This is a genomic window from Streptomyces gottesmaniae (assembly GCF_031845845.1).
Classification (GTDB): domain Bacteria; phylum Actinomycetota; class Actinomycetes; order Streptomycetales; family Streptomycetaceae; genus Streptomyces; species Streptomyces akebiae.
Genome location: NZ_JAVRFJ010000017.1, coordinates 90,066 through 114,201 on the forward strand (window position 1 = coordinate 90,066; position 24,136 = coordinate 114,201).

Genomic DNA, 24,136 nt, shown 5'->3' on the forward strand with positions numbered 1-24,136 from the left:
CGGGCCCCCGCCGTGGCCGCTTCGAGACGCATCCGCAACACCCCGTGGCGCACATCCGGGCCCCCAGCGCCGTCACAGTCACAACAGTCGCCCACAGCGGGGCGACGGACGACGTGGCGAGGGGGCCCGGATGCGCACGTATCGCAGGACCAGTCCGACGAAGAGGCCGCGGACGACGACACCACGACACCGGCGACGGCTGGGCACCGCGCTCCTCGCCCTGTCCGCGGCCGGCGCGCTGCTCCTCACCGGGTGCGGCGGCGGCGCCGACGGGCGGGGCGACTCCTCCTCGTACGACCGGGGGCAGGGCGAGAGCCGCCCCGACGACGGCTTCCCGGCCCCCGCCCCCGAGGGCACCGGCCCCCGCGAACAGCGAGAGGGGCAGACGGACGAGGAGTCCGAGGACATCGCCCCCACCCCCGACGACCACCTGTCCACCTTCGCCCTCGACGTGGACACCGCCTCCTACGGCTACGCCCGCCGCACCCTGGACGACGGCAGCCTGCCCGACCCGAGTACCGTCCGCCCGGAGGAGTTCGTCAACAGCTTCCGCCAGGACTACGAACGCCCCGACGGCGACGGCTTCTCGGTGACCGTCGACGGTGCCCGCACGACCGGCGACAGCGACGACGGGGACTGGTCCCTGGTCCGCGTCGGCCTCGCCACCCGAGCCGCCGGGGGCGACAGCGAGCGCCCGCCCGCCGCCCTCACCTTCGTCATCGACGTCTCCGGCTCCATGGCCGAACCGGGCCGCCTCGACCTCGCCCAGGACGCCCTGCGCACGATGACGAACCGGCTGCGCGACGACGACTCGGTCGCCATCGTCACCTTCAGCGACGAAGCCGAGACCATCCTGCCGATGACCCGCCTCGACGACGACCGGGACGAGGTCCTCGACGCGGTCGACAGTCTGGAGCCCACCGACTCCACCAACCTCGCGGCCGGCGTCGAGACCGGCTACGAGACGGCCGTCGACGGCCTGCGCAAGGGCGCCACCAACCGGGTCGTGCTCCTGTCCGACGCCCTCGCCAACACCGGTGCCACCGACGCCGACACCATCCTCGAACGCATCGCGAGCGAACGCCGCGAGCACGGCATCACCCTCTTCGGCGTCGGTGTCGGCAGCGACTACGGCGACGACCTCATGGAGCAGCTCGCCGACCGGGGCGACGGCCACACCACCTACGTCTCCACCGAGGAGGAGGCCGAGGAGGTCTTCTGCGAGGAACTCCCGCGCCACGTCGACCTCACCGCCCGTGACGCCAAGGTCCAGGTCGCCTTCGACCCGACGACGGTCGAGGAGTTCCGCCTGATCGGCTACGACAACCGGCAGGTCGCCGACGAGGACTTCCGCGACGACCGCGTCGACGGCGGCGAGGTCGGCCCCGGCCACACCGTCACCGCCCTCTACACCGTCCGCACCGAGGAGGGCGCCGAAGGCGGTCACCTCGCCACCGCCACCGTCCGCTGGCTCGACCCCGACACCCGCACCCCGCACGAGGAATCGGCCGGCCTGGAGACCTCGGCCCTCCACGGCGACCTGTGGGCCTCTTCACCGTACGGCCTCCGCGTCGCCGCCGTGGCCGCCTACTTCGCCGACTCCCTCCGCGGCCTGGACACCCGTCGGAGCGACCTCCCCGCCCGCCCCAGTCTCGATCAACTCACCCGCCACGCCTACGACTTGGCGCGGTCCCGCGAGGACAGGGACCTGTACGACCTGGCCGAGTCGATCAGGACGGCGGACACCCTGCTCGGCTAGCGCACCGCGGTCCGGCCGCCCGCCCGGCCCCCCGGAGTCGTCCGAAACCATTGAAAATTTCTTACGCGCCGGTAAGTTGACTCGTCGGTAATGAAGCGGTCGTGGGGCCTCGGGGAGTGGTGATGGGCGTACGCAAGGACTTGAAGCAGGCGAAACAGCGCGGCGTCCTCGCCGACCGCGTCGAGGTCGAGGTCGTCAGGGACGCGCAGGGCGTCGTCCGGGAGGCGCGCGCCCCCGTCCTCGCTCCCCGCCTGAGCGGCGGCAGCATCGCCGACCTCCCGTACGTCAACGCGACCGAGGCCCCCGACGCGGTGGTGCTGCGCCGCGCCGACCGCCACGGCGGCTACCACCCGGTCACCTCCACCGACTTCGCCCGCGAAGTCACCGCCACCGCCAAGGGGTTGATCGCCGCCGGGCTCGAACCCGGCGGCCGGGTGGCGGTGATGTCCCGCACCCGCTACGAGTGGACGGTCCTCGACTTCGCCGTCTGGGCCGCCGGCGGTCAGTCCGTCCCCATCTACGCCACGTCCTCGCCCGACCAGATCGAGTGGATCGTCCGGGACTCCGGCGCCCGTTTCGTGGTCGTGGAGACCCCCGAGAACGCGGAGGCCGTCGCCACCGCCACCGCCCGCCACTCCCAGCCCCCGCACGTCTGGCAGATCGACCGGGAGGCCCTCGCCCACCTCGCCGACCTGGGCCGGGGCGTCCTGGACGACGAGGTCCCCAAGCGCCGCGCCGCCCTCACCCCCGACACGGCCGCGACCATCTGCTACACCTCCGGCACCACCGGCCGGCCCAAGGGCTGCGTCCTCACCCACGCCAACCTCTACGCGGAGGCCGCCAACACCGTCGAACTGCTCCACCCCGTCTTCCAGGAGGTCACCGGCCAGGTCGCCGCCACTCTCCTCTTCCTCCCGCTCGCCCACATCCTCGGCCGCACGATCCAGATCGCCTGCCTCATGGCCCGCATCGAGATCGGCCACTGCCCGAGCATCAAACCCGACGAACTGCGGCCCGCGCTGAAGAAGTTCCGCCCCACCTTCCTGGTCGGCGTCCCGTACCTCTTCGAGCGGATCCACGCCACCGGCCGCGCCACCGCCGAACGCCTGGGCCGGGGCGCCTCCTTCGATCGCGCCCACCGCCTCGGCGTGCGCTTCGCCCGCGCCCACCTGGACAAGTTCCTGGACCGGGGCCCCGGCCCGACCCCCGGCCTGTACGCCGCCTGGGCCCTGTACGACCTGCTGGTCTACCGCCGCGTCCGCAAGGAGCTCGGCGGACGGCTGCGCTACGCCATCAGCGGCGGTTCGCCACTCGACCGCGACCTCAACCTCTTCTTCTACGCCGCCGGGATCATCGTCTACGAGGGCTACGGCCTCACCGAGACCACCGCCGCCGCCACCATCGTCCCGCCCCTCAAGCCCCGCCCCGGCACCGTCGGCCAACCCGTCCCCGGCACCGCGATCCGCATCGCCGAGGACGGGGAGGTCCTCATCAAGGGCGGCATCGTCTTCGGCACCTACTGGAACAACCCGGTCGCCACCGACGCCGCCCTCACCGACGACTGGTTCGCCACCGGCGACCTCGGCGCGCTCGACGACGACGGCTATCTCACCATCACCGGCCGCAAGAAGGACATCCTCGTCACCTCCGGCGGGAAGAACGTCTCCCCGGCCGTCCTGGAGGACCGGCTGCGCAGCCGTCCCCCGGTAGGGCAGTGCATCGTCGTCGGCGACAACCGCCCCTTCGTCGCCGCCCTCATCACCCTGGACCCCGAGGACGTCACCCACTGGCTGCACGTCCGCGGCATGTCCCCGGAGACCCCGCTCTCCGAGATCGTCACCGACCCCCGGATGCGCGCCGACGTCCAGAAAGCCGTCGACTACGCCAACCGGGCCGTCTCCCGCGCGGAGTCCATCCGCGAGTTCAAGCTGGTGGAAGGGGAGTTCACCGAGGAGAACGGCCTGCTCACCCCGTCCATGAAGGTCAAGCGTCACGCGGTCACGGCGGCGTACGCGGCGGCGATCGAGTCGCTGTACGCCAAGAAGTGAGCGGCGGGCGGAACGCGCGTCCGCACACGTGAGAGCGGGCCGCCGACGCGATCGGCGACCCGCTCCGCGCTTGCCCGGTGGTGGCGTGGAGGCTACTTGCCGTTGCCGCCGTTGCCGCCGTTGCCGTTGTCCGAGAGGATCGGGATGTCGGACAGGATGTGCGACAGCGGCTCGTCACCCTTGGCCTGGGTGGAGTTCTCGGTGCACTGCTGGTTCTGCGGGGCCGAGAGGATCGGGACGTCCTGCAGCGCGGAGACGCCGATGGCTCCGATGCCGCCGACGTTGAGCTTGGCCGGCAGGCCGATGCAGGGCTTGTTCAGCGAGCCCTGGACCAGCGAGAGCTGCGGGCTCATGTCGCCCTTGGTCACCGAGTTGCCGAACGCCTGGCTGGCACCGTTGCCGCTGAACGACGTGGTCCCACCGTCGTCCGCGAGCGCCTGGGGCGCGGTCGCGGCACCGAGGCCGGCAATGGAAGCGGCAACAGCCGCGGTGGCCCACAGCTTGTTCATGTTGGATCCCTTCGGAAAGCGGACTCCGTTGCGGAGTTGCGCCCTGATCAACAGGACATCCGGCCAACGGTTGCGTTGATTGCCCCTATTGGCGCAATAGGTGGCTTATCGTCGTACGGAGGGTGGTGCGGAGGCTCGTGCGGAGATGGCTGGGCGGGCGGTGCGGCGGGTCGCGGAGGCGGTCGGCGGCCCCACCCGGCCCCGGTGGCGTGGGGGTTACTTGCCGCCGCCGTTGCCGTTGCCGTTGTCCGAGAGGATCGGGATGTCGGACAGGATGTGCGACAGCGGCTCGTCACCCTTGGCCTGGGTGGAGTTCTCGGTGCACTGCTGGTTCTGCGGGGCCGAGAGGATCGGGACGTCCTGCAGCGCGGAGATGCCGAGGAGGCCGATGCCGCCGAGGTTGAGCTTGGCCGGCAGGCCGATGCAGGGCTTGTTGAAGGAACCCTGGATCAGCGCCATCTGCGGGCTCATGTTCCCGTACGTGGCCGAGTTGCCGTACACCTGATGGGCGTCGTTCCCGCTGAAGGTCGTGGTGCCGGCGTCGTCGGCGAGCGCCTGGGGGGCGGCGGCGGCCGAGGCTCCGACGACGGAGGCGGCGATCGTCGCTGCGGTCATCATCTTCTTGATCACTTGCGATTCCCTTCTGGAAGAACCCCGTTTCCACCGGAGCGCACTGGACAACTTCCTAGGGACTCCCCGGTTGCTGCGATTCACTCCGTCGGCCCATGCGTCGGAGTGAAAGCGGGGCGTGCGAGGTTTTGTCGATGCTCCGGAATTCGCCGGTGCGAGCGGGCCGAACGGGTGATGTGCCGAAACCGCTGCGGGTGCACCGCCGTTGCTGCCTGAGCAGGGACCTGCGGGTCCGCCAGGAAAGGAACGCGAAATGCTCAAGAAGGCAATGGCCGCAGTCACGGTCGCCGCTTCCATCACCGGCCTCGCGGCCGCCGCCGCGCCCCAGGCGCTCGCCGACGACGGGGGGACCACGTCGTTCAGCGGCAACGGTGCCAGCCAGGCGTTCGGCAACTCGGTGACCAAGGGCGACATGAGCCCGCAGCTCTCGCTGGTCCAGGGCTCGCTGAACAAGCCCTGTGTCGGCCTGCCGGTGAAGGGCAACATCGGTGGCCTCGGACTCCTCGCCGGAGTCTCCGTGCTGCAGGACGTCCCGATCCTCTCGGCCCCGCAGAACCAGCAGTGCACCGAGAACTCCACCCAGGCCAAGGGTGACGAGCCGCTGTCGCACATCCTGTCCGACATCCCGATCCTCTCGGACAACGGCAACGGCGGCGGCAACGGCAAGAACTGATCGGAAAATCATCGAACGGCTCGGGTCGCGCGCGGTGCGTTCGGCCCGAGTTGTTCGTCTGTTTCCGGGTGTGCCATTCGGGTGGCGCCGATATGCCTTTCCGACAATCTCGCGGGGCGATTGGGTGAATTACCCCGCGCTCCGCGTTCGGAAGTTTCTTCCGATGTCTATTCCTCGTTTCACAGGCTGCAGGTCATGATGCGAGCCGTCCATGCTGTGCTCGCTCGGTTTCGGCCGTCAATCAAGGCATGACCGCAGAGAAGGGAAATGACGTGAAGCTCAAGAAGAGCGCTGCCGTCGTCGCCGGCGCGATCATGGCCGTGAGCATGGCCACTCCGGCCTTCGCCGACGCCGAGGCCAAGGGTGCCGCCTTCGGGTCCCCGGGTGTCCTCTCGGGGAACGTGGTGCAGGTCCCCGTCCACATCCCGGTCAACGTGTGCGGTAACACCGTCAACATCGTCGGGCTGCTCAACCCGGCAGTCGGCAACGTGTGCGTCAACGACTGACGTCGTAACGCCTCGCGCCAGCCGCTCGGCTGTGCCTCAGCCGGTCTTGGAGTGTCCTCAACGGCTCCAAGGCCGGCTTTTCCCACTTCTTCGAGCAGGAAGAACACACGATGCGCCACACCCTGCGCAAGAGAATGGTCGTAGCCGCGGCGACGACGGGCCTGCTGTCCCTCTACGGCACGCCGGTCCTCGCGGACACGGGCGCGCACGGGGCCGCCGGGAACTCGCCCGGCGTAGCCTCGGGCAACGCGGTCGAGGTGCCGGTGACGATTCCGGTGAACGTCTGCGGCAACACCGTCGATCCCGCGGCCCTCGGCAACCCGTCCGTCGGCAACGCGTGCGGCAACACCAGCGACCACGCTTCGCAGAGCCCCAAGAGCCCCAAGAGCGCCCCGGAGCGTCACACCGCCCCGGTCGCGGAGCCCGTGTACACACCGGCCCCCGCGTCCGGGCCCGAGGAGTCGGTCTCCCCGGCGGCGGAGCCCGAGGACTCCTGGGCACCGGCGTCGTACGAGGAGTACACGGAGCCCGACGCGCACCAGGGGCCCGCCGATCACGGGACGTACGACCAGGGCACGGCGTACGACGAGGGCACGGCGTACGAGGAGCACACGCGGGACTGGGACGACGGCGGTTACGGACACCACGACGACGCCCCGAGCGGTTACGGCGACCAGCCGCACGACGAGGAGACCGAGGGCGGTTACGGCGACCAGTCGCACGACGAGGAGACCGAGGGCGGTTACGGCGACCATCCGCCGACCAACCCGCCCACCGAGCCCCCGCACCCGACGAAGCCGCCGACGAGCCCGCCGACGAAGCCTCCGCAGCCCACCAAGCCGCCGACGAACCCGCCGACGAAGCCCCCGCACTCGACGCACCCGCCGACCAAGCCGCCGACGAGCCCGCCTACGCGGTCGCCGCATCCCACGAAGCCCCCGCACTCGACGAATCCGCCGACGAAGCCTCCGCAGCCCACGAAGCCGCCGACGAAGCCCTCGCACTCGACGCACCCGCCGACCGAGCCCCCGCACTCGACGCACCCGCCGACGATGCCGCCCACCAAGCCGCCCATGCTCCCCGAGACCGGCAGCGACCGTGAGGCGCTGCTCGCCGCCGGGGCCGCCAGCGTCGCGCTGATCGCGGGCGGGGCCATCGTCTACCGGCGGGGCCGGGCCGCATCCGGCCGATGACCGGGCGGTGACCGGCTCCGGGTGCCGGAGGCGCGCCGCGCCGCCCGGCACCCGGGCCCGTCACGACCCGGCGGTGGAGGCCAGGTCGGCCCGGGCCCCCGGCACCGGGATCCGGCCGCCGGGCGCCCCTGAGCGCAACCGCCGCCTCACCCCTCGTACGAGGGTGGGCGCCGTGAACGACGCGCCGTGCACGAAGCGCATCGCGGGGCCGAAGCCGGCGGCGGTGGTCAGGCCCGCGAGGAACAGACCGGGGACCGTCGACTCGAAGTCCCGCCCGACGGCGGGCGAGCCGTCGGACAGGGGCACGAGGTCCGCGCGCACCTCCGGCGCCAGCAGGTCCAGCCGGTCGCAGCCGGCCCGGAATCCCGTGGCCGCGATGACGTGTTCGGTGTCCAGCGAGGTCAGCTCACCACCCCGGCCCACCGTCTCCAGACGTACGGCGTCGCCCGTCTCGTACGCCACCGCGACCTCCTGGCCGAGCAGTACCTCGACGGTGCGCTCGACGCGGTCGCGGACCCACCAGGCACCCGCGGGTCCCAGCGCCTCGGCGGCGACCCGCACGCGTCTCGCCTCCGGCAGACGGCGGTACCAGCCGGGCCGCTCCGCGTAGAACCAGTTGCGCCAGCCGCAGCCCAGGCCGCTGTGCGGGGAGCGGACCGAGTGCCGCCAGGAGCGCACCAGCGGGGGTGGGACGTCGTTCCAGCGGAGCTGGGGGGAGCGAGCCAACACCCGTGCCCGGGTGCCTTGTTCGGCGAGGAGCGCGGCTGTTTCCAGCGCCGCCTGACCACCGCCGATCACGGTGACGTCCATGCCCCGGAACCGGCCGAGGTCGTGGTGGTGGCTGCTGTGGGAGATCCGGGAGGCGGGCAACTGGCGGAGCACCGGCGGCACTTCGACGAAGGGCAGCACACCGACGGCGAGGACCACCGTGCGGGCGCGGACCATCTCGCCGTCGGCCAGGAACGCTTCGAAGCCGCCACATCGGCGCTCGACGCGCGCCACCATTCTCTCGTCGACGGGCGGAACGGCGTTCCGGGCGAACCACAGGCCGTACGAGGCGAAGGTGCCGACCGGGATCGGCAGTCCGTGGCGGGCCTCGACGCCCCGCTGCGCGCAGTACACGTCCAGGCGCCAACGCCCTTCGGGGTCGGAGAGGTTGGAGGCCCACGGCTCGGACTTCAGGAACATGCCGGGCGGCATGTGGTCCCGCCAGGACGCCATGGGACGGCCGTGGACGCGCAGGCTCAGCCCCGCCGCCGCGGCGTGGGACGCGATGGACAGGCCGTACGGGCCGGCACCCACCACCAGCAGGTCGTACATCAGGCGGTGCTCGCTTTCTCGTTCTCGACGCGGTTCTCGGCGCGGTTGTCCGCTCGGTGGTCGGGGACGCGGTGCTCGGGGGCGCGCTCGTGCCGGGCGGGAGCGGACGGGCGGGGCGCCAGCAGCCGGCCGAGCGCGTGGCGGGGCCACAGCGACCACAGGGCGAGGCCGGGAGCGCGGTCGTCCCGCGCGTACCAGGCCAGCTCCCGCGCCCCCAGCCCAGGCGGCGGACAGGGGTGCGGGCGGGGGCGCAGCGCGGTCAGCGGCGCGTAGTTCTCCACGACGAAGGTTCGGCCCGGCACCGGCGCCCCGTCCGGCACCCGACGCCCGGTCAGGTCCAGATGCAGGGCACGTACGACGTCGACTCCGGCGGTGTCCGTGAAGAGCCGGAACTGGGCGCCGGGACGAGGGTTGAAGTCGAGCAGGTGATAGGTGTCGGTCCGGCCCTCGCGGCGGAAGTCGAGGTCGAACACACCCCGGTAGCCGAGCCCGCCGGTGACCCGCTCGGCCAGGGCCTGGACCTGCGGATTCGGTGTCCAGCGGCCGACAGTGGTCAGACCCGCGCCGGGCGGCCAGGCGCCCAGCTTCCGGCCGGGCCCGCCGCAGCGGACGACTCCCGCCCGGTCCACGTAGCCGTGGAAGAACCAGTCGCGGTCCAGACCCGGCGGCAGGAAGGCCTGGAGCAGCAGCCGGCTGCCCGCCCGCTCCGAACGCCGGTACAGGGCCGCCGCCTCCCCGGCCGAGCGCACCACCACCGTGCTGCGCAGTCCCGTGCCGGCGGGCAACAGCCACGGACGGCTCCACTTGGCCACCACCGGCAGACCCAGCTCGCGGGCGGCGGCCTCCGCCTCCGCCGCGCTGTCGGGGACCGAGGTCGCGGGGTGGGCGAGGCCCAGACGCCCGCACAGCGCGGCGAGTTCGGCCTTGTCGGCGACCTGCTCGGCGAGAGCGGGAGGCGCCGACGGCAGCAGGAAACGGCCCGTCAGCTCCGCGCGCAGCCGGGCGGTGGCCACCGCGCTCGCGTCGTCCAGGGCGATCAGGACGGCCGGACGGCCGACCCGGTCAGCCACCCGGCGCAGGACGTCAGCGAACTCGTCGAGACCGGCCCCCGGACGGGGCGGGGTGTGGGTCGCGCGGAGGAACCGTGAGCTGCGCACGGGGCTCGCCGAGCAGTCGGCGACCAGATGCACCTCCACCCCGGCCCGGCCCAAGGACCGTACGGCTCCCAGGGTTCCGTGGTGGAAGGGATTCCGGTCCGTCCGCAGCAGTACGGCCGGAACGCGGGTGTCGAGCGGCGACACATTCATTTCGTCGGGGTCCTCGCACATTTCTTTGACGCCGGGTCACCCGTGCGGGCGATTCGGGCACCCGAAGGCCGGAGCCCCAGTTGGCGGAATTCATATTTGTGTGACTGATTGTCAGTAGGTGGAAATCGGCGGCGGAAAGCAGTGAAGTGAAGAAAGCGGAGAGGGGAGCGGACATGGCTCCACAACAGCGGCGGTATCGGCACAGGAGGCCGCGCGGCAGACGGCTGGCGCTCGTCGCGGCCGGCGTGGTCGCGTCGTTCGCCCTCGCGTCGGTCCCGGTGTACGCCGGGGGCGCGCAGGTGGTGGTCCGGGCGACCGACCCACCGGCACCGGCGGCATCGGCCACCCCCGCGGCATCGGCCACGCCCAAGGTTCCGGCCCCCACGGTTCCGGCCGCACCGACCACGCCACCCCTCGTCCCGAGCGCGTCCGTCGCGCCGCCGGGCACCTCGCCCCTGCCGGCCACTCCCTCCGAGGCCCCGAAGCCTCCCGAGCAGTTGCCGGCCATCGGCGCCTATCTGCACTACGGGCCCCGCGGCGTGGCCCGGATCGCCGAGCTGAGCGACTGGCTGGGCGGCTCCGACCTGCGGGTGGGGCACACCTACCTGCCGGGCGACCGCTGGTCCAACATCGAGGGACTGCCCGGCTTCCTGGACTCCTGGGCGGACTGGCGGCGTGACGAGGACGACCGGATGTTCGTCCTCAACGTGCCCATGATGGAGCGCAACGAGGAGGGGGTCTCCGACGGGGAGGTCCGCGCGCTGCTGCGCCGCGCCGCCGCCGGTCAGTTCGACCACCATTACCGCCGACTCGCCGAGCGTCTGGTCGAGTTGAAGATCCCGGACACGGTGATCGTGCTCGGCTGGGAGATGAACGGCATCACGTACACCCATCGCTGCGGGCCCGACCCGGAGAGCTGGAAGAAGTACTGGAACAGGATCGTCACCACGATGCGCGCGGTGCCGGGTCAGAAATTCAAGTTCGACTGGACCCCGAACCGCGGTCGTGACGCCATTCCCTGGACGCAGTGCTATCCGGGGGACGACACGGTCGACATCATCGGCATGGACTCCTACGACCAGCCGCGCGGAATCACCTTCGACGAGCAGGTGAAGGAGCCGTACGGCCTGCAGGCACACGTCGATTTCGCGAAGGCGCACAAGAAGCCCATCTCATATGCGGAATGGGGACTGTTCCGCAACGGCGACAACCCGGAGTACATGCGGCGCATGCTCGCCTGGATGGACGAGCACAAGCCGCTCTACAACACGCTCACGGACTACTGCCCGCACGGTGTCTGGCAGTGCGCGAGCAACCCGAAGGCGGCCCAGGTGTACCGGTCGATGCTCTTCGGCCGCGACACGGACGCGACCGCCACGCCGAAGCCGACACCCACGCCCACCCCGACCCCCACGCCGAAGCCGGCTCCCACCACGCCCGTACGCCCGCCGAACTGCTCGCCGCTGGAACTGGGCGACTGGGTGGAGTACTGGCTCGGCGGGAAGCTCTGCATCCGCACGGACTGGTGGGCGCGCTACCGGTGACCCGCGACCGGCGGCGGGCCGCTCACCGCCCGCCGCCGCCACCGCGGTCCTTCCGGTCCGGCCGGTCCTTCCGGTCCGGCCGGTCGCCTCGGTCCCGGTTACCGTCCGGGGTTCGCGCACCCGCCGCGTTCTTCGCGCTCTCCTGGCTCTTCGCGTCCTTCCGCGCACGCCACCGGCGGACCAGTTCCCTGCCCTGGCAGCGGGCCGCCGCGTCGCAGGCGGCGGCCGACAGCAGCGGTGCGGTGCGGCGGCGGGCGAGCAGCAGCCGCTGGTTGACGACGGTCTCCGGGCGCCAGCGCAGTTTGTACGGCTCGGCGCCCCGCAGCAGGCTCAGCACCTGCTGGGCGCCGGAGCCGACGTGCCCGGCACAGGCGTCGAGCAGCATGGTGGCGACATCCGCCTTGCGTTCGCGCAGCCGTGGGTGGGCGCCGTAGAGGTAGCCGCCCGCCAGCCGTCGCGACAGCAGGGTGACGTCGACGGCCAGGACGTCGCCGCCCAGCCGGAACTCGGTCACCACGGCGTCCCCCGAGCGCACCATCGGCCCGACCGAGCGGACCAGATGCTCGGAGAAGCGGGGCCGCATGTGCTCGGTCGTCACCTTGCGGTCCTGCCACTGGAGCCGGTGCAGGTCCAGCATCGTCCGCAGCGCCGCGTCCACCTCGTCCGCGCGCACGGCACGTGGCTCGATGCCGAGGTCGCCGAGCTTGCGGAGCTTGGCGCGCACCCGCTGGGCCCGGGAGCTGGGCAGCCGCTTGAGCAGCTCGTCCATGGGCTGGGCGGGCAGCTCCAGACAGACCGAGTCGGCCACCTTGCGGCGCGGGCCCCGCCAGCGGTCGTAGATCCGTTCGATGGCGGCGCCCGGTCGTACCTCGCGGAAGTCGATCAGCGCCGTCCGGGCGACGGCCGACAGCCCCTCGGCGAGCGCGGCCGACGCCTGCTCGGTGTACTCGTCGTCGAGGAGGACGTCCGCGAAGTCGGAGATGGGACAGCCGAGCGGGACGAGGGTCGGCAGGGGACGCCGCACGAGCATCAGCGGGGCGACCGCGCGCAGCTCGGCCCCGTCGCGGACCAGGACCAGACGGAGTCTGCCGGGGGTGCCGTACGACAGCCACCAGGAGTGCAGCCAGGCGTGGTTCTGGAACGGGGTGGCCGCGCCGCACCGCCGGTACAGCCGGTCCCAGGCCTCGGAAAGCTCGCCGAACTCGCGCTCGTCGGTGCAGAGTTCGGCGCGCAGGGTGGTGCTCGCCCCCATGTGCAGGGTGCTGGTCACAGCTGACCGTGGGTGTCGGCGGCGAGAGCGGGTCCCGGTACGGACGCGGCGGGTGGGGGCTGTGGGGTGCGCCGGGGCCGGGCCAGCAGGGCGAGCCCGCCGAGCAGTCCGCCGGCGGCCGTGCCCACCAGACCGGTCACCGTCGACGACGCCGAGGACGCCTCGGTCGGCTTGGTCGCGCGGGCGAACTCCTGCAGTTCGACGCGCGTCGACCGCGCGGAGTCGTTCGCGTGCCGGGTCAGCGCCCGTGAGACGGCGTTGGCCATGTCGACGGCGAGGTCCGGCCGCGCGGACGTGGCCGACACGGCGACCATCGGCGCGTCCGGCGAGGTCGCCGTCCGCACGTTCCTCCTCAGTGTCCCGATCGGCACGCCCGCCCACACCTGGGCGTCCCCGAGCACCGCGACCTGCGTCGCGACCCGCCCGTAGGCCTGGGCGAAGCCGAGGGCCGACTGGGGGTCCGACCCCTCGGCCGGCACGACGACGACATAGCTCGTGGCGGTGTACGCGGGCGCCTTCACCACACCGTACGCGCCCCCGGCCAGCCCACCGAGCAGGGCACCGGCGGCCAGCAGGGACCAGGGGGGCAGGGACCTGGCGCGGGAGGCGGGAGCTGACCCACGGGTCGTGCTGTCGGTCGGGCGTTCGGGCGTACGGTCGGTCATACGGAACTCACTCCCAGGGGCGGGGTCGGCGGGGGCGTGCTGGAGACGGCGGCCGCATACACGTCCATGAGCTGGGCGGCGCTGCGGGTGATGCAGTAGTGCTGAGCGGCGGCGGGGACGGCACGGGAGCGCTCGCCCTGCGCGCGGACATCCAGCAGGGCGCGTACGAACGACTCCGCGCCCCCTTGGACGCGTCGGGCGCCCACGGTCGAGTCCGTCGGCAGGTCCTCGATCGCCGGGCAGGAGACATAGAGCACGGGCAGCCCGGACGCCATCGCCTCCACCACCGCGAGCCCGAAGGCCTCCTCGGCGCTGGGGGAGGCGAGCACGTCCATGGCGTTCATCAGGGAGGGCAGATCGGCGCCGGGGGCCCCCGCGGCCGGGCGCTCCCCGGTGAGCAGCACCCGGTCGGCGACCCCGGCCCGCTGGGCGGTCCGCCGCAGCACGCTCTCCTCGGCGCCACCGCCGACCAGCAACAACCAGCAGTCGTCGGGCAGTTGGGCCAGGGCGCGGATCAGAACGTCGAACCGCTTGCTCGCCGCGAGTCGGCCGACACCCCCGACGACGTACGCGTCCTCCGGCAGCCCGAGCCGCCTGCGGGTCAGCTCCCGCAGGTCCGTGTCGAAGCGGAAGCCCGCGAGATCGATGCCGTTGGGCACGACCTCGATCCGGGGGGCCGGCACCCCCCAGCGCTTCAGCCGGTCGGCGACGGTCGGCGAGACGGCGACCGTGGACCGGCCGAGACGCTCGCTGGCGAGGTAGAGGGCGCGGACCCCGGCGGAGAGCCTTCTGCCCTCCATCTGCGAGTCGCCGAGGGAGTGCTCGGTGGCGACGACCGCGCGGACTCCCGCCAGCCGGGCGGCGATCCGGCCGTACACGCAGGCCCGGTAGAGATGGGTGTGGACGAGGTCGTAGCCGCCCTTGCGGATCACCCGCACCAGCCGGGGGAGGGCGGCGAGATCGCGGTTGCCGGTCATGCCGAGGTGGGTGACGCGGACGCCGTCGGCCGTGAGACCGTCGGCGACCGGACCCGGATTGGTCAGCGTCACCACGTCACAGTCGACCGGCAGATGACGCAGCAGCAGCCGCAGTTGCTGTTCCGCGCCGCCGACGCCGAGACCGGTGATGATGTGCAGCGCCTTCACGTCGGCCTCAGACTCCCTCGACGGGACGCCGGCGCAACCGGTGCAGCTTGCGTTTCAACAGCAGCCGCAGGGCCGTGTCCTCCTCGCCGATGTGCACCCGGGGCAGCGCGTACGGGCCGTTCAACGGGCCGGGGTCGATGGCGCAGGCGTAGGCGTACCCGGCGTCCCGCACGGCGTCGGCGGCGCGCTGGTCGACGGTGCCGTACGGATAGCAGAAGCCCTGGACCGGCGCACCGATCAACTCCGAGAGCAGCGCTCTGCTGTCGGCGGTCTCGGCCCGCAGGGTCTCGTCGTCCGCCTTCGTGAGGTCGACATGGGTCAGGCCGTGCGAGCCGATCTCGATGCCCTCGGTCCCGGCGGCCACCCGGATGCCCTGCTTGTCGAGGAGCGGCCTGCGCGGGCCCAGCGGGTCCCAGGCGTTCTCGCCGCCGAGCCGCCCGGGCAGCACGAAGAGCGTGGCCCCGCAGTCGTGCGCCCGCAGCAGTGGCAGGGCGCTGTCGACGAAGTCGGCGTACCCGTCGTCGAAGGTCAGCCCCACCAGGTCCCGGCCCTCGCCCCGGGCGCGGGCGGCGAGCAGCTCGGCCATGGCGACCCCGCGCAGCCCCCGGCGCCGCAGCCAGCCGAGCTGCGCGTCGAGGCGGTCGGGCGAGACCGTGATGCGGTACGGGTCGTCGGAGCAGTCGCCCACCGAGTGGTACATGGCCACCCAGAGGTGCGCGGCGGCGGACCCCGCCGGTCCGCGGCCGGCGGGGACGGACGGGCGGCCGCTGGGGACAGGGGTGCGATCGGCGGGGACGGACGGGCGGTCAGCGGATACGGACATCGGCAAGCCTTCGTGTGACGGAACGGAGGGCGGGTGTGACGCCTGCGGCGCCCATGGCCCGGGCCAGCAGGACGAAGACGAAGGCGACGACCGCGCCGCCGACGGCGAGACCGAGGACGGGCGAGTCGAACCGGTCGGCGCAGTACATCCCCGCCACACCCGCGGCCACGGCCGCCCGTACCGGCCGGCTCATCTCGGTCACCACCTGCCGGGTGCGGATCGGTACCGCCCGGCCGCCCATGCCGTACAGCAGGAGCAGGGCCGTCAGGGTGATGCCGACGGCGTTGGCGGCGGCGATGCCGAGGACGCCCCAGGAACCGACGGTGGCCGCGCCGATCCACGAGGTCGCGACGATCCCGGCGGCCATGGCGACCAGCGGGTACCAGGTGGGCCGGCCGGCCGAGAAGTAGGAGCGGACCAGCGCGCTCACCAGGGCGTGGCCGAGCAGCCCGAGGGCGTACACCCGCATCACGGCGGCGGTGGCGGCCGTGTCCCGCGCGGTGAAGGCGCCGCGCTGGAAGAGCAGTTCGATGATCTGCGGGCCGCACGCGAAGATCGCCGCCGCGCCGAGCAGCACGATGCACGACACCAGCGCGAGGTCCTTCTCCACCCGGCTGCGGGCCCGCTCGGTGTCGCCCTCCGCCATCGCCTGCGCCACCACCGGGAGGGTGACGGTGCACAGCATCAGCGAGAACGTCATCGGGATCTGGGCCACCTTCTGCGCGTAGTTGAGATGCGAGATGGCCCCGGAGGGCAGCGTCGAGCCGAGGAAACGCTCGATGAGGACCTGGGACTGACGGCAGAGCGCGAAGAGCAGGACGGTGCTGATGAGGGTGAACTCGACGGGGCGGGCGGTGACGGAGGGGGTGGCGTCCAAGGGGGACGCGGTGAGGGCGGTGGGCGCCGCGGGCATCTTGGGCACCTCGGGGGCCGGGGGTGCCTCGGACGGCTCGTGCGGTTCGGATGCCCGGCTCCCGCGGCGCAACTGGCGCAGCAGCGAGGGCAGCTGAGTGATGATCATCAGCACGCCGCCCACCGCGACGCCCACGGCCGCGGCCCGCACCCCCCAGCGACCGCCGAGCACGAACATCGCCGTGATGATCCCGACGTTGTAGGACACGTAGATCGCCGCGGGCGCCACGAACCGGCGGTGGGCGCGCAGGGCCGCGCTGCAGTAGCCGGCGAGGCCGAAGGAGAGGGCGCAGGTGCCGGTCAACCGGGTGCAGTCGACGGCCAGTCGGGGGTCGGGGAGACCGGGGGCGAGCGCCTCGACGAGGTAGGGCGCGCCGACGATCAGCAGCATGGCCGCGGCGACGAAGGCCAGCGTCAGCCGGGGCAGCGTCGAGGCGACCAGGGAGCGGACCGGGTCGCCCACACCACCCCGGGCGCGGCGGGCCACGGCCACGCTGAACGCCGGCACCAGCACGAACGCCATGCCGTCCTCGATCAACAGCGTCGCCGCGAACTCCGGCACCGTCCAGGCCACCAGGAAGGCGTCCGTCTCGCTGCCGGCCCCGAACAGATACGACAGCGCCTGGTCGCGGCCCAGTCCCAGCAAGGCGGCCGCCGCCGTGAGCGCCGCCGTGACGAGCGTGGCCCTGGCGAGGAACCGGCCCGTGGGGGGCGCGACCTCCGAGAGGTCGGCCTCACGGGCGCCCGGCACCGAGGGATCGGCGGCCGGGGAGGCCGGCGGCACCGGGGCCGCGGGGCCGGAGGCCGGGGGCACGAGCCCGGCGGGGCCGGAAGCCGTCGGCGCCTGCGAGGGTGGCTGCGGCGGTGTCCCGCGCGGAGCGCGAGGAGGCGTCGTCATCGTGCTCCGGCCTCCTCCGGAACGCGGGTCGTGGGGGCGCCGACCGGAGCGGCGCCCGTGGCCGTCCGGTCCGCCAGGGCCCACCACGCCACCAGCCCGAAGCACACGGCGGTCAGCACGGTCGTCGGCCCCCCGATGTCCGCGTACACGAAGTCGACCAGCATCCACGCGACCAGCCCGCAGGCGACGAGCCCGCAGTCGACACCACCGGGTCGGCGGTCGGTCCCACCGGTCCCGGGGACGATCCCGTCGGCTCCACGTCCGCTCACACCGTCACGGCCACGGTCACGGCTACCGCTGTCGTGTCGGGCCCGCGCCAGCCCCCGTGCCCCGCACACCCCCAGGGCCAGCCAGCTCCCCCCGAGGGTGAGCAGGCCGATCAGACCCTGTTCGCTCAGGACCAGGAGGTACATGTTGTGCGGGGAGAGCAGGGACTGCTTCTGGTAGGCCGTGCCGGCGCCGGCGATGTCGCTGCCGGAGGAGAGCGCCAGCGAGGCGTGGCTGTCGCGGTGCTCGGGAAAGCCCTTCAACCCGACGCCGGTCAGCGGCTGTTCGCGCCACATGCCGACGGCCGCGGCCCACATGGTGTACCGGTCGGTGACGGACTGGTCCGGCGCGTCGGCGACCCGGGTGATGCTGCTGATCCGGTCCTGGAGCATCGCGGACCCGATGCCGAGCCCGCCGACGAGGACGACACCCACGGCGGTCACGGCGGCGAAGGTCACCACCGCCCGCCGCAGCCCGGCCAGCACCACCTGGAGCCCGCACGCCACGGCCGTGGCGATCCACGCGCCCCGGCTGAACGACACCGCGAGCGGCAGCACCAGCAGCGCCGAGCAGACCAGGGCCCAGGCCCGCTGCTTCGCCGTCGCGGGCGCCAGCGCGAGACCCACCGCGCACACCAGCCCGAACGACACCACGGTCGCCATCCCCATCACGTCGCCGGCCCCGAAGGTCCCCACGGCCCGGATGTCCTCACCGGCGTAACTGGCCCCGGTGCCGGTGACGTACTGGTGCGTCCCGACCGCGCCCTGCCACAGCGCGAGCCCCACGAACGACCAGGCCACCACCCGGAAGTCGGACCGGCCCCGGACACAGAGCAGGACCGCCGTCGGCACCAGCACGAACACCTGGAGGTACCGGCCGAGTCCGGCGACCCCGGCCCCCGGGTCGCCCGCACCGGCCGCGGCCAGCGCGAGCCCGACCACCGGCAGCCCGAGGACCACCGCCGCCGTACGGGTCAGGGGGCGCCGCCGGTCCCGCAGCAGCCGTACGGCGCACCACAGCACGAGGAGGCCGGAGACGGCGTCGGCCGGGGTCGCGCCGCCCTCGGCGTCCGCCGTGATCGGCAGCGCGAGCGCGGCGACCACGGCGACCACGGGCAGGACGGGCGCCGCCACGCGCGGAGACGTCACGGTCAGCTCCCCGTCGGACGGACGAGGGCGGCGGCCGTGCGGACCAGGATGCAGAAGTCCTGCCACAGCGACCAGTTGTCGATGTACGCGTTGTCGAAGCGGGCCCGGTCCTCGATGGAGGTGTCCCCGCGCAGGCCGGTGACCTGGGCCAGCCCGGTGATGCCGGTCCGCATCCGGTGCCGGGCCGCGTAGCCCGGGTAGCTCTGCCCGAACTTGGCCACGAAGTAGGGCCGTTCGGGACGCGGACCGACCAGGCTCATGTCGCCGCGCAGCACGTTCCACAGTTGGAGCAGCTCGTCCAGCGAGGTGCGGCGCAGGAAGCGGCAGAACCAGCCCATCTCCTGCTCGTTCGCCACGCTCCACCGGGTCGCCGCCTCGTGCGCGTCGGCCGGCCGGTGGGTGCGGAACTTCAACAGCGTGAACGGCAGCCCGTCCCGCCCGATCCGCTCCTGCCGGAACACCACGCCGGGTCCGTCGCTCAACCGCAGCACCACCGCGCACACCAGCAGCAGCGGGCTCACCAGCAGCAACAGCGTCCCGGACACGACGATGTCCACGAGCCGCTTGCCGAGGGTCTCCTGGCGTCTCGTCAGTTCGAGCCGACGGCAGGCGAACCCGGCGAGCAGTTCGGTCGAGCCGTCCCGGTCGTACGAGGGGGACTCGGCGTCCACCTCCCACAGCGCGCAGCCGCCGTCCTCCAGCGTCCGCAGCAACGGGGCGCGTTCGGTGCGGGTGTGGGAGCCGACGACGAGCACGCACCGCACACCGTTCTGGAGGGCGGCCCGCCGCACCTCCTCGGCGGTGGTCAGCACGGGCAGGCCGTCGGTCTGACCGCCCTGGTCGGCGACGACACCGACGGGCCGGATGCCGCACCCCGGGTGGCGCAGGAACGCGGCGGCCACGCGCTGCGCGCCGGCCGCCGGGCCCACCACCAGGGCCGTCGAGGGGCGCCGGACGAGCGCCCGGCGCCGGTGCCAGTGCACCGTGCCCCGGCCGACACAGGCCGCCGCCGACTGCAGGGCGCAGCCGAGGGCCAGTTCATGGGCGGTGAGCGCCTGATCGGGGGAGTGCGCGGCCACACCGGCGCCGAGCACGCACCAGCCGAGCACGATCCGCCCGCACACGGCGGGCAGTTCGTCGAGCACGGCGGGCACGGCGGGCGGCCGGTAGAGGCGCGCCCGGGTGTTCAGCCACGCCACGGCCAGCGCCAGGGCGGCCGCCATCAGGGGGCGCCCGGGAGTCGTGCCGCCGGTGATCACCAGCACCGCGAGCAGGGCCGCGCCGCCGTCCACGGCGAGCAGCGGCAGCCCTGAGGGAGGCCGGGCGACGGGTCGTCGGCCGGCCGGGAAGGTCAGGCCGCCGGCGGTCTCGCGCGGCGTGGCCACCGAGACGGACGTGCCGCCGAACTCGCGTTGCTGTCCACCGGAGGAGGGGACGGTACTTTCCGTACGTTCCGCAGTCACGTGTGGATGGACTCCCTGTACTCGGTGGCTTCCCCGCGCCGCCCGTCCGCATCGCCGAGCAGTTCGCGGTACACGCCCGCGACGGCCTCGTTCGTGTGCCGTACGTCGCGCGTGGTCAGTACGTGATGGCGCCCCTGGTGGCCGAGCGACTCCCGCAGCAGCGGGTCGAGCAGCAGACGGGCGACGGCCCCGGCGAGCGCCGCGGGGTCCTCGACGGGCACCGGCTCCTGGCCGGGCGGCAGGCTCTCCCGGGCCCCGTCCACGTCGGTGAGCACGACCGGCCGCGCGCACGCCATGGCCTCCAGCGGCGCCAGTGCCATGCCCTCCCACCGCGACGGCAGGACGACCAGATCGGCCGCCTGGTACCAGGGCACCGCGTTCGCGACGGCTCCGGCGAACAGCACGCTCCCGGGCGCGAGGGTCCGCAGCCGCTCGCCCTCCGGTCCGTCCCCGACCAGCACCAGACGCGCCCTGGGCACCCGCCGCAACACCGCGTCCCACGCCGCGAGCAGCACGTCCTGCCCCTTCTGCCGGCACAGCCGGCCCACGCACACCACCAGAGGCGCTGCCGGATCGACCCCGGACAGCAGCGGGATCTGGGCGCGCACGGTGTCGACGGCGGCGGGGTGGAAGCGCCCGGCGTCGACCCCGTTCGGGATCACCGTCCAGCGGGCACGCACCCCGGCCCGCTCCCCGGTGATCCGTTCCGACTCACTGACGCACACCACGCGCGAGGCCCAACGCGCCCCCGTTCGCTCCCATCCGAGCGCCAGCGCTGCCATCGCGCCGTCCACCGCCTCGAACGACCAGGCGTGCGGCTGGAACACGGTCGGCACGCGCCCCCGTACGGCGAGCCGGCCCGCCAGCCCGGCCTTCGCGCTGTGCGCGTGCACCAGGTCGGGCCGTACGTCGTCGAGGATCCGCCGCACCCCACGCACCTCCGACAGCAGCGCGGGCCCCGGCGACCGGGTGGCCGCCCAGTGCCGTACGTCGGCGCCGAGGGCGCGCAGTTCCGGGGCGAGCGGACCGTCGGGGCAGGCCACGGCGACGCACAGACCTTCGGCGAGCTGGGCCCGCACGAGGTCCGTCACGACACGGGCCACGCCGCCGTCGACCGGCTGGGTGAGGTGCAGGACCCGCGACGGAGGGTCGGATGGTGACAGTTGCATGCGGGTTCCTCGCTCAAGGGCGGCGCCGGGCGGCGCGCGTCACGGCTTGGCGTCGACGGCGACGAAGAGCGCTCCGACCCAGGCCGCGTCCCGCTGCGAAACGAGCCGGAAGGCCAACTGGTCACCGCCGCGCCGGATTTCGTCGTCCAGTTCGAGAACGTCCGAGTCGTATCCGAGGGTGTTCGAGTACGCCGGCGTACGCCCCGCCACGACCGCCCCCGGCTGGCTGATCGTCGAATTCAGAACGTCGTCACGGGGGTTGGCCGCGTCCCCGAGCGCGACGGCAGGACCCTCCCCGGTCGAAACGGTGAGCGAGTCGCCCGTACGCCCGCGATCCCCGTCGTAGGCGACCAGCCCCACGGTCCCGCGAGCCCGCTCCGGCAGCGCCGCACCGCTCAGCCGGACCTGTTGCTCACCATCCGTCAGAAGGGCGTCGGCGCCCGGCGAGAGCGTGTCGAACCCGTCCCACATCGCCAGGTGCCGCAGCGGTTCCGCCGGGTTCTCGTAGGCCACCGTCAGCGTCCAGCCGCCCCACGCCCCGGCCGCCGAACGGCCCATCGCCACATTGACCTGAGCCACCGTGTAGAGCCCCGAACCGCTCGACCGCACCAGCTCCGTGACGTCCGCCGAGGCCTGGAACGCGTCCGCGTCCCGCGTCACCCGGTGCCCCACCATCGAGTCCGCGAGCACCTCCTTGTACGCGCCACCGGGCTCCGCGATCAGCACCCGCCCGTTGTCCTTCGGCGGCTTCTGTTCGCCGACCCGCAGGTTGCCGCCCCAGTACAGCCGCGCGTACGACACCCGCGCGCCCGGCGGCAGCCGGACCTCGCCCCGGCTGGAGTTGTAGGTGTTCGGGTCATGGTCGACGTCGATGTAGAACATGTCGAAGTCGTCGTTCACGGCGGTACGCCCCCCGCGCGCGTCGGCGCACGACGGCGTGGCAGCCGGGGACGCGGAGGTCGAGGGGGACGCGGAGGTCGGGGGCGCGGCCGGCCGCGTGCGGCAGGTGATGGAGGAGTTGGCCGCGCGGACGATGCCGCCGTGCTGCAGTGCGCGGTAGCGCTGGGTGAGGGCCAGGCGCTCGGCCTCGGGCGAGGGAACGGGTGGGGGAACGGGTGGTGCGGCCGTCGCGGCAGCGCCGGGCGCCCAGAGGGCGACGAGAGCGCAGCAGCCCACCCCTGCGCGGCGCAGTAGAGGACCCGGTTGAATTCGCATGACCGTCGGTGCCCTTTCGGGAGCTCGTTCGGGTGCTTGTCGGGGTAATTCCGCAGACCGTCGAGGTGTCGAATATCTGCGGATCTGATAAAGGCCGCGGCGGCCTGGGGAGGTGCGCAACTCTAGCCCGCTGTTCGTATGTATTCGCGGAACATGCCAACTGTGTCGGAACGGTGAAGCAAGAGATTCGGGAGATCACCCCTTTGGAGGCACAACCCCCGGTGCATGCCGCGCGTTGACTTCAGCGCCGGGCATCCCCGCCCGAGTGTCTTTGCATCAACTCCAAGGAGCACCTCTCCATGTCGCGTATCGCGAAGGGCCTGGCCCTGACCTCCGTTGCTGCCGCGGCCGTGGCGGGCACCGCCGGCGTCGCCACCGCCGACAGCGAGGCGAAGGGCTTCGCCGCCCACTCCCCGGGCGTGCTGTCGGGCAACGTCGTGCAGGTTCCGGTTCACGTGCCGATCAACGTGTGCGGGAACACCGTCAACCTCGTCGGACTGCTGAACCCGGCGTTCGGCAACAAGTGCTTCAACGACTGACGTTCGAAAACTGACGTCCCCGGACTGACGTTCGCACGTTGACACACGAACCGGCCGTCCTCCCCGCAGGGAGGGCGGCCGGTTCGTGTTGCCCCGAATGGGGCCCCTCGGTTGCAGACGGAGAACACCGATTTCACGGTGAAAAGACAAGGTGAAAAGACAATCCGTCGCACCGTTGAAAGGAACATTCATGCGTGCTCTGTCCGCACGGCGTCTCGCGGTCCCCGCCCTCTGCGCCACGCTCCTCCTCGGAGTCACCGCCCCCGCCGCCCTGGCGACCGACGCCGAGACGGCGCGTGACCACGCCGCCCGGTCGGCGTCCGCCCCCGTCCCCGGCGCGGACGCGCTCCTCACCCAGCTCAAGGGCCTGGGCGACCTCGGTGGCGTACTGAAGCCGGTGACCGATCTGCTCGACGCCGCGCTCAAGGCGGACAACGGTCAGCTCTCCGCCGAACAGGTGGCCGAGTTGGGCAAGGCCGTCCGGGATGCCATCGACAAGGCCAAGGCGGCGGCACCTGCGACCCCGCCGGCCGCCCTGCCGGTGGACCCGGCCGCGCCCGCCCTCCCCGTCACGCCGGCAGAGCCGGCCGTCCCCGCGGTACCCGCCACACCGCCCGCGCCCGCCGTGCCCCAGGCGCCGCCCGCCGCGGCGACGCCCACGGTCCCGGCGGCGCCTTCGGTGCCGGCCGCGCCACAGCTGCCCGTCACGCTGCCGGCGTACGACCGGGGGCCGGCGCAGCCGGTCGGCAGACTCGCGGCGAGTCCGGTGACCGACGCGCTCACCGCCCTGCAGACGGCGGTCGACGCCCTGCTCAAGGCGGTCACCTCCGGCGACCTGGCCCAGGTCCTGCCCACCGTCACCGGGGTCGTGACCGCACTGGTCAAGGTCATCGCCGCCATCCTGGTCGGCAGCGGTCTCCCCGTCCCGGCCGATCTGCCGGTGGTGCAACCGTCGGCGGAGCTGCCGGCGATGCCGCCCACGGGCACGCTGCCCGTGCGGTAGGAGGACCGAGGGGCAGGGGGTCGGGCCGACCGATGGTTCGTATGACCTGTCGTTCGGCGTCAGATATGACCTGTCCGGTACGGGGTTTCCGCCGGCGTGAGGGCTCGTTGGACACGGCGCAGTGCTTCCA

21 protein-coding genes are annotated in these 24,136 nt (G+C 72.9%); 8 read left to right on the top strand and 13 right to left on the bottom strand.

The window, feature by feature from the left end; all coding sequences use genetic code 11:
* Nucleotides 1–130 precede the first annotated feature (130 nt).
* Together RM704_RS20525 and RM704_RS20530 are read left to right on the top strand one after the other, a co-directional pair.
* Entirely contained in the window at nucleotides 131–1,759 is a 1,629-nt protein-coding gene (locus tag RM704_RS20525) for a vWA domain-containing protein (RefSeq protein ID WP_311590972.1), read from the top strand.
* Between the two features lie 122 nt (nucleotides 1,760–1,881).
* Nucleotides 1,882–3,807 (top strand): AMP-dependent synthetase/ligase, encoded by a 1,926-nt coding sequence (locus RM704_RS20530; protein ID WP_033531350.1) that lies wholly within the window; start codon nucleotides 1,882–1,884, stop codon nucleotides 3,805–3,807.
* Between the two features lie 92 nt (nucleotides 3,808–3,899).
* Here RM704_RS20530 and RM704_RS20535 read toward each other — a convergent pair whose 3' ends face one another.
* Entirely contained in the window at nucleotides 3,900–4,316 is a 417-nt protein-coding gene (locus RM704_RS20535; protein WP_033531351.1) for a rodlin, read from the bottom strand.
* Between the two features lie 216 nt (nucleotides 4,317–4,532).
* Entirely contained in the window at nucleotides 4,533–4,946 is a 414-nt protein-coding gene (locus RM704_RS20540; protein WP_033531352.1) for a rodlin, read from the bottom strand.
* Between the two features lie 253 nt (nucleotides 4,947–5,199).
* Here RM704_RS20540 and RM704_RS20545 point away from each other — a divergent pair, with 253 nt between their 5' ends.
* From RM704_RS20545 to RM704_RS20555, 3 genes are all read left to right on the top strand, one after another.
* The gene (locus tag RM704_RS20545) at nucleotides 5,200–5,619 is read left to right on the top strand and encodes a rodlin (RefSeq protein WP_033531353.1); all 420 of its coding nucleotides are present in this window, start codon (nucleotides 5,200–5,202) and stop codon (nucleotides 5,617–5,619) included.
* Between the two features lie 248 nt (nucleotides 5,620–5,867).
* A complete protein-coding gene (locus RM704_RS20550; protein WP_033531354.1) occupies nucleotides 5,868–6,125 on the top strand; it encodes a chaplin in 258 nt (85 codons plus the stop codon).
* Between the two features lie 110 nt (nucleotides 6,126–6,235).
* Nucleotides 6,236–7,318: a chaplin gene (locus tag RM704_RS20555; protein WP_033531355.1), complete on the top strand. Its 1,083-nt coding sequence runs from the start codon at nucleotides 6,236–6,238 to the stop codon at nucleotides 7,316–7,318.
* 60 nt (nucleotides 7,319–7,378) lie between these two features.
* On the opposite strand, the gene RM704_RS20560 is transcribed toward RM704_RS20555, so the two are convergent.
* Both RM704_RS20560 and RM704_RS20565 read right to left on the bottom strand, forming a co-directional pair.
* Nucleotides 7,379–8,638, bottom strand: coding sequence for an NAD(P)-binding domain-containing protein (locus RM704_RS20560; protein ID WP_033531356.1), 1,260 nt, complete (start codon nucleotides 8,636–8,638; stop codon nucleotides 7,379–7,381).
* The gene (locus RM704_RS20565; RefSeq protein WP_311591002.1) at nucleotides 8,638–9,939 is read right to left on the bottom strand and encodes a carboxylate--amine ligase; all 1,302 of its coding nucleotides are present in this window, start codon (nucleotides 9,937–9,939) and stop codon (nucleotides 8,638–8,640) included. The genes RM704_RS20560 and RM704_RS20565 overlap by 1 nt, the downstream gene beginning before the upstream one ends.
* A gap of 179 nt (nucleotides 9,940–10,118) precedes the next feature.
* On the opposite strand from RM704_RS20565, the gene RM704_RS20570 reads away from it, so the two are divergent.
* The gene (locus tag RM704_RS20570) at nucleotides 10,119–11,489 is read left to right on the top strand and encodes a glycoside hydrolase family 26 protein (RefSeq protein WP_192829819.1); all 1,371 of its coding nucleotides are present in this window, start codon (nucleotides 10,119–10,121) and stop codon (nucleotides 11,487–11,489) included.
* Nucleotides 11,490–11,511: 22 nt separating this feature from the next.
* Here the strand turns inward: RM704_RS20570 and RM704_RS20575 are convergent, their stop codons facing one another.
* The 9 genes from RM704_RS20575 to RM704_RS20615 all read right to left on the bottom strand — a co-directional run bounded on the left by RM704_RS20575 (nucleotide 11,512) and on the right by RM704_RS20615 (nucleotide 22,464).
* A complete protein-coding gene (locus RM704_RS20575; RefSeq protein WP_311591004.1) occupies nucleotides 11,512–12,741 on the bottom strand; it encodes a GNAT family N-acetyltransferase in 1,230 nt (409 codons plus the stop codon).
* A gap of 14 nt (nucleotides 12,742–12,755) precedes the next feature.
* Complete coding sequence (locus RM704_RS20580; RefSeq protein WP_033531358.1) at nucleotides 12,756–13,424, bottom strand: YveK family protein; 669 nt, start codon at nucleotides 13,422–13,424, stop codon at nucleotides 12,756–12,758.
* Nucleotides 13,421–14,569: a glycosyltransferase gene (locus RM704_RS20585; protein ID WP_033531359.1), complete on the bottom strand. Its 1,149-nt coding sequence runs from the start codon at nucleotides 14,567–14,569 to the stop codon at nucleotides 13,421–13,423. Before RM704_RS20585 ends, RM704_RS20580 begins: the two co-directional genes overlap by 4 nt.
* 7 nt (nucleotides 14,570–14,576) lie before the next feature.
* Nucleotides 14,577–15,269 (bottom strand): polysaccharide deacetylase family protein, encoded by a 693-nt coding sequence (locus RM704_RS20590; protein WP_033531421.1) that lies wholly within the window; start codon nucleotides 15,267–15,269, stop codon nucleotides 14,577–14,579.
* Between the two features lie 106 nt (nucleotides 15,270–15,375).
* On the bottom strand, nucleotides 15,376–17,202 hold the full coding sequence (gene murJ, locus RM704_RS20595) for a murein biosynthesis integral membrane protein MurJ (protein ID WP_311590977.1): 1,827 nt from the start codon (nucleotides 17,200–17,202) through the stop codon (nucleotides 15,376–15,378).
* Nucleotides 17,199–18,617 (bottom strand): O-antigen ligase family protein, encoded by a 1,419-nt coding sequence (locus tag RM704_RS20600; protein ID WP_311590978.1) that lies wholly within the window; start codon nucleotides 18,615–18,617, stop codon nucleotides 17,199–17,201. The genes murJ and RM704_RS20600 overlap by 4 nt, the downstream gene beginning before the upstream one ends.
* A 2-nt stretch (nucleotides 18,618–18,619) precedes the next feature.
* Nucleotides 18,620–20,080 carry an exopolysaccharide biosynthesis polyprenyl glycosylphosphotransferase gene (locus RM704_RS20605; RefSeq protein WP_033531361.1) on the bottom strand — a complete coding sequence of 487 codons (1,461 nt, stop codon included), beginning with the start codon at nucleotides 20,078–20,080 and terminating at the stop codon, nucleotides 18,620–18,622.
* A complete protein-coding gene (locus RM704_RS20610; protein ID WP_033531362.1) occupies nucleotides 20,077–21,249 on the bottom strand; it encodes a glycosyltransferase in 1,173 nt (390 codons plus the stop codon). The genes RM704_RS20605 and RM704_RS20610 overlap by 4 nt, the downstream gene beginning before the upstream one ends.
* 39 nt (nucleotides 21,250–21,288) lie before the next feature.
* Nucleotides 21,289–22,464 carry a hypothetical protein gene (locus RM704_RS20615; protein WP_033531363.1) on the bottom strand — a complete coding sequence of 392 codons (1,176 nt, stop codon included), beginning with the start codon at nucleotides 22,462–22,464 and terminating at the stop codon, nucleotides 21,289–21,291.
* Between the two features lie 299 nt (nucleotides 22,465–22,763).
* Between RM704_RS20615 and RM704_RS20620 the strand changes: the two genes are divergently transcribed.
* Both RM704_RS20620 and RM704_RS20625 read left to right on the top strand, forming a co-directional pair.
* Complete coding sequence (locus RM704_RS20620; protein ID WP_033531364.1) at nucleotides 22,764–23,003, top strand: chaplin; 240 nt, start codon at nucleotides 22,764–22,766, stop codon at nucleotides 23,001–23,003.
* A gap of 190 nt (nucleotides 23,004–23,193) precedes the next feature.
* A complete protein-coding gene (locus RM704_RS20625; protein ID WP_033531365.1) occupies nucleotides 23,194–24,006 on the top strand; it encodes a hypothetical protein in 813 nt (270 codons plus the stop codon).
* Nucleotides 24,007–24,136: the final 130 nt, after the last annotated feature.

Bases quoted from the DNA above. Each gene is read 5' to 3' on its own strand.
- RM704_RS20615 (WP_033531363.1), bottom strand. From the start codon at position 22,464: ATGCGAATTCAACCGGGTCCTCTACTGCGCCGCGCAGGGGTGGGCTGC.
- RM704_RS20525 (WP_311590972.1), top strand. From the start codon at position 131: ATGCGCACGTATCGCAGGACCAGTCCGACGAAGAGGCCGCGGACGACG.
- RM704_RS20610 (WP_033531362.1), bottom strand. From the start codon at position 21,249: ATGCAACTGTCACCATCCGACCCTCCGTCGCGGGTCCTGCACCTCACC.
- RM704_RS20580 (WP_033531358.1), bottom strand. From the start codon at position 13,424: ATGACCGACCGTACGCCCGAACGCCCGACCGACAGCACGACCCGTGGG.
- RM704_RS20625 (WP_033531365.1), top strand. From the start codon at position 23,194: ATGCGTGCTCTGTCCGCACGGCGTCTCGCGGTCCCCGCCCTCTGCGCC.
- RM704_RS20535 (WP_033531351.1), bottom strand. From the start codon at position 4,316: ATGAACAAGCTGTGGGCCACCGCGGCTGTTGCCGCTTCCATTGCCGGC.
- RM704_RS20620 (WP_033531364.1), top strand. From the start codon at position 22,764: ATGTCGCGTATCGCGAAGGGCCTGGCCCTGACCTCCGTTGCTGCCGCG.
- RM704_RS20575 (WP_311591004.1), bottom strand. From the start codon at position 12,741: ATGGGGGCGAGCACCACCCTGCGCGCCGAACTCTGCACCGACGAGCGC.
- RM704_RS20545 (WP_033531353.1), top strand. From the start codon at position 5,200: ATGCTCAAGAAGGCAATGGCCGCAGTCACGGTCGCCGCTTCCATCACC.
- RM704_RS20590 (WP_033531421.1), bottom strand. From the start codon at position 15,269: ATGTACCACTCGGTGGGCGACTGCTCCGACGACCCGTACCGCATCACG.
- RM704_RS20530 (WP_033531350.1), top strand. From the start codon at position 1,882: ATGGGCGTACGCAAGGACTTGAAGCAGGCGAAACAGCGCGGCGTCCTC.
- RM704_RS20570 (WP_192829819.1), top strand. From the start codon at position 10,119: ATGGCTCCACAACAGCGGCGGTATCGGCACAGGAGGCCGCGCGGCAGA.
- RM704_RS20560 (WP_033531356.1), bottom strand. From the start codon at position 8,638: ATGTACGACCTGCTGGTGGTGGGTGCCGGCCCGTACGGCCTGTCCATC.
- murJ (WP_311590977.1), bottom strand. From the start codon at position 17,202: ATGACGACGCCTCCTCGCGCTCCGCGCGGGACACCGCCGCAGCCACCC.
- RM704_RS20555 (WP_033531355.1), top strand. From the start codon at position 6,236: ATGCGCCACACCCTGCGCAAGAGAATGGTCGTAGCCGCGGCGACGACG.
- RM704_RS20550 (WP_033531354.1), top strand. From the start codon at position 5,868: ATGACCGCAGAGAAGGGAAATGACGTGAAGCTCAAGAAGAGCGCTGCC.